This window comes from Mesobacillus sp., from assembly GCF_049588175.1.
In the GTDB taxonomy this organism is placed as follows: domain Bacteria; phylum Bacillota; class Bacilli; order Bacillales; family Cytobacillaceae; genus Mesobacillus.
The window spans coordinates 1-7,739 of sequence record NZ_JBAVFI010000670.1; the positions used below are offsets into that span (position 1 = coordinate 1).

10 protein-coding genes and 1 riboswitch are annotated in these 7,739 nt (G+C 41.3%); of the genes, 7 read left to right on the forward strand and 3 right to left on the reverse strand.

Translation table 11 applies throughout. The features are described 5' to 3' along the window. Nucleotides 1–36: 36 nt before the first annotated feature. Nucleotides 37–363, forward strand: a complete 327-nt coding sequence (locus WB217_RS16320) for a helix-turn-helix domain-containing protein (protein ID WP_423994321.1) — start codon at nt 37–39, stop codon at nt 361–363. A gap of 326 nt (nt 364–689) precedes the next feature. Here WB217_RS16320 and WB217_RS16325 read toward each other — a convergent pair whose 3' ends face one another. The 3 genes from WB217_RS16325 to WB217_RS16335 form a co-directional block, all read right to left on the reverse strand. Next, nucleotides 690–1,496, reverse strand: a complete 807-nt coding sequence (locus tag WB217_RS16325) for a protein phosphatase 2C domain-containing protein (protein WP_423994322.1) — start codon at nt 1,494–1,496, stop codon at nt 690–692. Nucleotides 1,497–1,502: 6 nt separating this feature from the next. Next, nucleotides 1,503–1,625, reverse strand: coding sequence for a hypothetical protein (locus tag WB217_RS16330; protein ID WP_423994323.1), 123 nt, complete (start codon nt 1,623–1,625; stop codon nt 1,503–1,505). 337 nt (nt 1,626–1,962) lie between these two features. Beyond that, nucleotides 1,963–2,112, reverse strand: coding sequence for a hypothetical protein (locus WB217_RS16335; RefSeq protein ID WP_423994324.1), 150 nt, complete (start codon nt 2,110–2,112; stop codon nt 1,963–1,965). 365 nt (nt 2,113–2,477) lie between these two features. Between WB217_RS16335 and WB217_RS16340 the strand changes: the two genes are divergently transcribed. From WB217_RS16340 to WB217_RS16365, 6 genes are all read left to right on the forward strand, one after another. Further along, nucleotides 2,478–3,323 carry a pirin family protein gene (locus tag WB217_RS16340; protein WP_423994326.1) on the forward strand — a complete coding sequence of 282 codons (846 nt, stop codon included), beginning with the start codon at nt 2,478–2,480 and terminating at the stop codon, nt 3,321–3,323. A 73-nt stretch (nt 3,324–3,396) separates the two neighbouring features. Beyond that, a riboswitch (cyclic di-GMP riboswitch) is annotated at nt 3,397–3,482 on the forward strand. A 95-nt stretch (nt 3,483–3,577) separates the two neighbouring features. Then, nucleotides 3,578–4,840, forward strand: a complete 1,263-nt coding sequence (locus tag WB217_RS16345; RefSeq protein WP_423994327.1) for a DUF5667 domain-containing protein — start codon at nt 3,578–3,580, stop codon at nt 4,838–4,840. A gap of 347 nt (nt 4,841–5,187) precedes the next feature. Then, nucleotides 5,188–5,316: an FbpB family small basic protein gene (locus WB217_RS16350; protein ID WP_423994328.1), complete on the forward strand. Its 129-nt coding sequence runs from the start codon at nt 5,188–5,190 to the stop codon at nt 5,314–5,316. Nucleotides 5,317–5,343: 27 nt separating this feature from the next. Next, nucleotides 5,344–5,736: a sporulation protein gene (locus WB217_RS16355; protein ID WP_423994329.1), complete on the forward strand. Its 393-nt coding sequence runs from the start codon at nt 5,344–5,346 to the stop codon at nt 5,734–5,736. A 128-nt stretch (nt 5,737–5,864) separates the two neighbouring features. Continuing rightward, a complete protein-coding gene (locus WB217_RS16360) occupies nt 5,865–6,479 on the forward strand; it encodes a protein kinase family protein (protein WP_423994330.1) in 615 nt (204 codons plus the stop codon). Between the two features lie 426 nt (nt 6,480–6,905). After that, nucleotides 6,906–7,739: SPL family radical SAM protein (locus tag WB217_RS16365; RefSeq protein ID WP_423994331.1), on the forward strand; the 834-nt coding region annotated here is incomplete at its 3' end.

The window sequence follows — 7,739 nt, forward strand, 5'->3', positions numbered from 1 at the left end:
CAAGGAGAAAGTTGAAGGAAAAAAGGGGGAATAAGAATGAAAAATAACTTAGTTGCATTTTCAATTTTTAGTTTTGCTTTGTGTTTCGTTGTTGGTTGTTGGCTAATATCCAACGGTCTAAATGATAGACCGACTAATGAATCAGGTGCTCCAGTTCAAACTGCTCAATTATTTACTCAATCTGAGGTAGCAAACTACTTAGGAATCAGTATTGAAGAAGTTCAAAAACTAACGAAAATAACAAATGGACCTGACAGCTTTAAAAGTGAAATCCCACATATAGAGATTGAAGGTAAAGTTTATTATCCTAAGTCAGCAATAGACAGATGGTTGTTAAACATTGAATTAACAATAATTAATTAGTTAGTTTTCGTAGTTAAGGGGGCAGGATAACCACTTGAATGAAAAAGATTTATTATTCATTGGATTGTCTCCTCCAAAAGCTTGATTTCCAATAAAAAAGAATACGGAAGTTAACTTTATCTTGCTTATTCAACTCACGGGCAGCTTCGCTGAATAAGCATATACAGAAAATTGCTCAGAGCTTTTACGCCCTGAGCAATTTTATTGCTATCTATTATGTTGATTTGTTTGTTAAACCAGGTGTTGATTCTTTGTGAAATCAGCCGCTAATTGCGATTTGCCTCAAAACTGATCCGTTATATATGAACCCTTGCATGTATGCGATTTTACTGATTGCTGGCCAAGGTAGCTTTCTCGGTTACATTCACCATCCAGGACACAATTGTTGTACTGTCACGAACGTTGTCTTCCTGAATTCCTTTTAATAACGTTACTACACTTTCTTCATTAGAAGACTTTGAGAAAACCCGGAAAATGTCCTGTGGAATGGAGAATCGTTCACCTGGGCATTCTATTAAACCGTCGGTTGTCAGGAAAAGATGATTAATGCCCTGACGCAGTTCCTTTCTGCCGGTGCTGTAGCACGGGACTGGCATCTCAAAAGTGTTTACTTGTCCAATCCACTCATAAAATTGCCTTTGATTTAATTGATGCTGACCGAAGGCGGTTAACTCAGGGTGATGCAAATATAAAATACAGTCTCCAACCGAGAACCACCAGCAGTACCTGCCTTTCCTTGCGGCGATTAAACAGGCGGTTTCCCCTTTAACGCTACTGCATTCAGCCATAAATTCTTTGCTTTGAAAAAGATTTAGCACCATTTTTTCAAGGCTGATGAATGCCTGATCTGGTTTAAGGGATAAACATTCTTTTATCTCGTTTTTTCGACGTTCAAAGGTTTTGACAATCAATTCCGCGCTTTCAGCGGAATTATGAGCATCTAAAAGAATGACAAACTCCCAATCTTGTTTTTGATCAATCAATAACAAGCAGGCATCCTCATTCTTATATTGACCTGCAGAGGAGTTTCCACCGTAGCGGCCAACAATAACTTGGCCAAATTGTTCAACGCTTATGGTATCGACAAAAGTATTTTGGCTTCCGATCCAGCTAAATTCATACTCTTTTTTCATATTGATTTAAGACCGCCTTTGGCTCATGATATGCCCAGCACCCTGAACAGTATAGACGACAAACAAAGTTATAATCGAACGAGATGTTATCTCACCAGCATGCTTGCTGCCATCAAAACAATCCTCCACGATCATCACACCTTTTCAAAATATTTCTAAAATTATAATATAATGTCAGCCTAAAAGATATCATTATCTTAAAAAAGCTCCCTTAAACTAGGGAGCTTTAAACACGTGATATCAGCCAAACGTTTTCTTTCTTCAAAGGATGTTACATACAAGTTTTCAAGGAAACTAACGATACACAATACCTTTTCACTTATGAAAATTAAAATGGATAACCTTGATGCTGAGGTTTCATGGCTGTAGATTTTTCTAATTATAGATGAAGAAGTTTCTCAATAAAATAAGCAAGGAGCTAAAATGACTATTTTAGCTCCTTGCTTATTTTTATTTTATAAGACTATTAATTTTCGTTTTCATCATCCATTTCATCTTGCTGTTCGCCATCACTTGGGCCATTATCCTGGTCAACGCCATCACCACATGCTGTTAGTCCGCCAAGAATCACACTTAGTGCCAACCCGCTTGCTATTAATTTCTTTTTCAGTATCATGAATAACAGCTCCTTATTATTAGATAGTTGCTTAAAGAGTAACTACCCGTTTATTTAAGAAGACAAACTTACTTGAATTGTCGACCACTTCCTGCACCATATTATTAGTCAATTTGTCCGAACTTTGATTGGTTATATAACAAAGATTTTTTTAAGAAAGAAAATTGAGAGCAGAGATTTGTAGGCTGGAATTTATCATTGCTCATTAATCATTCAATGCACTTTAAAGCAAACAGCCACTCATGCTTTAACTTACTAAAAGTAAGCAATCTGCATTATAATATAATGGCAAAGTTAATAAGCTCGCTGTCTCATGATGATGACTAAAAAGAATTGGACAAGGGCCAACAAAGGAGGGGTAAATCATGTTCCAAAGAGATATCAAAGATCATTGGACTGTTCAATATGAAGAAAAAGACTTTCCGCATGTCCAGATGGGACTTATATTGAATCCTGAGAGATGGAGGGAGTTAGATCCTTTTATCCTTATGGCAGAGGACTGGTTCAAGCGCGGGACTTTTTCCGATCATCCGCACCGTGGTTTCCAAACGATAACTTATGTGATAGATGGGAGGCTTGAGCATATAGATAATCATGGCGGCCACAGCATTCTTGAAGCTGGGGATATTCAGTATATGAATGCCGGGTCTGGAGCGAGACATGCGGAAGAGGCAGTTGATCACGACATTGCTCATACTCTGCAACTATGGCTGAACCTGCCTAAAGAGTTAAAGAGCACAAAAACTTCCTATCAAAATGTGTATTCTGAGACAGCACCAACCGTCCAATTTAATGGTGGCTCAATTAAGGTGTACGCAGGCCAAACAGCGGGGATAAAAGGACCGCTTGAACCATTGGTGCCATTCGCACTCTCAGAAATTAGCCTATCAGAGAACTCAGCCTACTCGTACGAACTTCCAGAGGGGCATAATGCATTTCTATATGTTCTTTCTGGCGACATTATGGCAGGAACCGGCGAAACCAACCTGAAAAAATCGTCGGCGGCAACATTAACCTTCAATGATGGCGGCGCTGGCCCAAGTGAACTATTGCTGAAAGCAAACAAGCGCTCAAAAGTCTTAGTTTATTCGAGCAAACCCATTAAGGAGGAAGTAGTTGCCTACGGCCCATTCGTTATGAATTCAATGGAAGAAATCCGCCAGGCCTACCGGGATTATCATGAAGGGAAGTTCGGCGAGGAAGCTAAGTAGGGATTTTGAGAATTCATTAAAAATTTCTATATCTTTTTTTCTGTCGAAAAAGTAAGATGAAGGTAGAATTAAAATCCGATAATGGCAAACCCAGGGAAACCAGGGGACGCAAAGCTACAGGGGCTAATGTCATAGAGACGATGCCAGCCAGTTGCCGAAGATTCACATAGCAGATGCGTGTGTGCTGTTCTTCGGGCAGCACTTTTTTATTTTCCATCGATTTTAATTCAAACATTTAAAATGGGGGAAAAAAGATGAAGAGACTTTTAACAACAGCAGTTTTGACAGGGGTGCTTGCCTTTGGCACGACCGTATCGGCCGATGAGGTAGTTGAAACAACTGCCCCAGGTACGACACCTGACGAGTTTTTATTTACCTTTGATCAATTGTTCGAGGAATTAAAGTTATTATTGACCTTCGATGACGAGAAAGAAGCACAGCTGCTGCTCGATTTTGCCAGCGAGAGACTTGCAGAAGCCGCCGCGATGTCAGAGGAAGAGAAAGATGAGTTTGTAAAAGAAGCATTAGAAGAATATTTAGCAGCACTTGATGAAGCTCAGGAAAAGGTTACTGAAGTAATTGTTGAAGAAGAAACGGATTCTGAAGGTGCAGATGAACTCACCGAAGAATTAGGGGATGTTGCTGAAGTACAAGATGAACTTGCTGAGAATGTTGAAGATGTACTAAAGGAAGAACTGGAAGAAGCTGTGGAAGAGGCAAAGATTGTTGCGAATGTAGTGCAGGGGCTTGATCAGGAAATGGTCATTCAGCTTCGTGAAGATGATCTTGGCTACGGGCAAATTGCGCAGATTTTCTGGCTCGCAGAAGCATCAGGCAAAACAGTAGAGGAAATCGCTGCTATTTATACAGAAGAAAAGGTTGGCTTTGGAAAAGCAGCCAAACAGCTTGGCGTTCATCCTTCGCAGATGAAAGGACTCGCATCTGGAAAGAAACAGGTCTCTGACGAGGAAGATGCCGAAGATGAATTGACGGAAGAAGAAACAGAGTCCGGTGAAGTTGGAGCTGAGGATGGAAATGCCGCGGTTGAAGAAGGCACTGAAACTGAATCAGAACAGCCAGGAGATACGGGTACAGAGGATGGAGCTGCCGAAACAGCTTCCGTTGAACAAACGACTGTACAAGCAGTAGGAGTAAAAACAGTAAAGAGCACTGAGAAAAAGACTGCTGCCCAGCCGGCAACAGAGAAAGCAGATGAGAAGAAAGCTGCAGCTGCTAAGAAGGCAGAAGAGCAAAAAGCTGCAGCAGCTAAGAAAGCAGAAGTACAAAAGCAGGAAGCAGCTAAAAAAGCTGAAGAAGAGAAGAAACAAGAAGAAGCGAAAAAGGCTGAAGAAAAGAAACGTGAAGAGGCTAAGAAGAACGAAGAAAAGCAGCAAGAGGAAGCTAAGAAAGCTAAAGATAAGAAAAACGATCATTCTAAAGAAGATGATGATGAAGGTGATGACAAAGGAGATAAAAGTGGTGATGATGGTTCCGGCAAAGGCAAGAACGGGAAGTAAAGTGGCCTGAGCCTATACAGATCACGGATAAAAGGTAGGAAAAGTGGATTTATATACTTCTGTTTGAGCCTCTTCATTTGACGAATTTAACGATGTCATGTATTATGAAATTATAAATTTAAATAGTTCTCCTAAAGGGGAGTAGCTTTTACAACAAGGTCGTCATTACGGAGATTTCTCCCGGCTTTGTTGGCAACATTCATTCGTTGTTAGCAAGACCTTTGCCAATTTTGGTGAAGGTCTTTATTTGTTTTAAAACCTTCACCGTCGTGGGTGAAGGTTTTTTTATTTCGGATAAGGCATTTTCACAATAAGTAACATAAATTTAGTATTGGAGTGTGACAGATATGAAGAAAAAACAAATTCGATTCAATGAATTGGTAAAAAAGAACAGAGAAGAGCTTTTAATGGACCAGCAAATGCTGGAGAAGATTGAAAAGCGATTGGATGAGAAATACGCTAATCCGAAGAAATAGATTAATAAATAATATGGAGGAACACAGATGTTATTAAGAAAGTATATGTCATTGCTTGGCGTCGGGTCGGCACAAATTGACCTTATATTGGAGAAGGATGTTTTAAAGCCTGGAGAATCGGTGAATGGCCAATTTTTAATTAAAGGCGGAACGATTGACCAGCATCTTAAGCAAATTGACTGCGCCCTCGTCATGGTAGACGAAAAGACTGGAGCAGAAGAAGTCATTGATACAACAGCCATTCAGGTTGAAACAAAGATAGGGTCAGAAGAAGCAGATAAAGTCCCTTTTTCATTCAAGCTGCCCATCGATGTACCCGTCACAACCAAGGCAATCTCATATCACTTTAAGACAAAATTAACCTTCGAAAAAGGCGTAGAAAGCTGGGACGAAGACATGATCAAAGTAGTGGACAGATGATTTACCACATTAAAGCACCGGGGGTCAGACCCCCGGTGAGGTAATGCGTTAATGCGCTGGGGGTCAAACCCCCGACGAGGTAATGCGGTGAAGCGCGGGGGTCTGCTCCTGTGAGAGGAGGGAAATCGTTGAGTTTGTATGGAGATTTAGCGAGTAGTGTTGTTTATATGATGAAGGGTTCGAGGGTGGTACTGGCGGAGAAGGATGATCGTTTGCAGCTGATTGGTGAGGGCCGTAGTGCGTTTGCATTCAAAATCCGTGGAACAGACCTTGTCCTGAAGGTTTTCTTTCCGCCTTTTGAAAGGATTGCTGCTGAAGAAGCGGCGATTTATAAAGAGCTCAAGGGCAATCCATTCTTTCCTGCAATGCACGAATCAGGAAGAAATTATCTCGTCATGGATTATGTTCAGGGAACGACACTATTTAATTGTTTGGTTAAAGGGATTCCAATAGCCAGTGAACATATCAAGGAAGTAGATAACGCCTTGCAGCTGGCAAGAGAAAAAGGTCTGAATCCCTCTGATATCCACTTAAGGAATATCATAGTTACTCCAGAAGGCGATGTCCGGCTGATTGATGTGGCACGATTTCGCCAGACAAAAAAATGCTCTCAGTGGGATGACCTGAAAATAGCTTTTTACAAATTTTACAGGCATAAGCGTTTTCCGAAAAAAGTACCGCAGTATGCAATGAATCTAGTTGCTTTCTTCTATAAAAAAGGGCTGCTTCCATCAATTAATTAATATCCATATGCATTTGGTGGAAGCCCCTTCTCCCTTCTTTCCGCTTTCAGTGCGCATGCCGCCCTTATCCTCATCTAAACCAACAGCTTTATCATTCGGTTTTGGACAAGTTCAGCAGGTTTAACTGCCAAATACTCATCCTTAAATAAGTACATAAATCCAGGTTTTGCTCCACTTCCAGTAGTGTCATGAACAAAAGATCCTGCTGGAACAGGATTTCCGTCTCAATCAGCCAGGGTCAGACCCCCAACGAGGTGATGCGTTAATGCACTGGGGGTCAGACCCCCGACGAGGTGATGCGTTAAAGCACTGGGGGTCAGACCCCCAACGAGGTGATGCGTTAAAGCACTGGGGGTCAGACCCCCAATGAGTTAATGCGTTGAAGTGTTGTTATAATGTAGGGAGAATAATTACTGAAAGCTGGTGATGTGCTTGAAGCTGAGTATCAATGATATTCTTTCCAAAAGCATCCTGACTCCGGGGAGGGGGCTGTTGAATGAGTATTCTTATTCGCTCAACCCTTATGCTGGCTGTGCCTTTGGCTGCAGTTATTGTTATGTGAGACAGCTTCCAGTTTCACTTTTCCGGGAAGAGGAGTGGGGAACATGGGTTGATATTAAAGCAAATGCAGCTGAATTGTTGCGAAAGGAACTCATCAAGGCTAAGAAAAAAGGTCCTGTAACCATTTTCATGTCTTCTGCAACTGACCCGTATCAGCCAATCGAGGCAAAAACTATGCTCACAAGAAGCCTGCTTGAGGTAATGCTCGAGGTTCAGCCTGACTTCCTGTTCGTCCAGACAAGGTCACCGTTGGTCAAGAGGGATCTCGACCTATTTAAACAATTCGGCGACAAAATCAGAATTTCGATGACGATAGAAACGGACAAAGAAGAAATCAGAAAAGCCTTTGCTCCTTCAGCACCTCCCATTCCTGCGAGGATGAACGCGTTGAAGGAAATAACCGAAGCAGGTGTGTTAACGCAGGCAACCATTTCACCATTGTTACCTTGTTCACGCGAATTTCCGAAAAAGCTTAAACATTTAGCCAGCAGGGTCACACTTGATGATTTCTGGATGGGAGATGGAAGCGGAGGCAAGCGTACTGAGAAATTGGGAATCTACAAAATTTATGAGCAGCTGGGAATGGAAAAATGGTATAATCCTGCTGCACATAAAGTGGTTTTGAAAATGTTGAAGGATGAATTAGATGGCGAGGTACAGGTTCTGGTATCACAGAAAGGGTTTATGCCAGGTATAGAT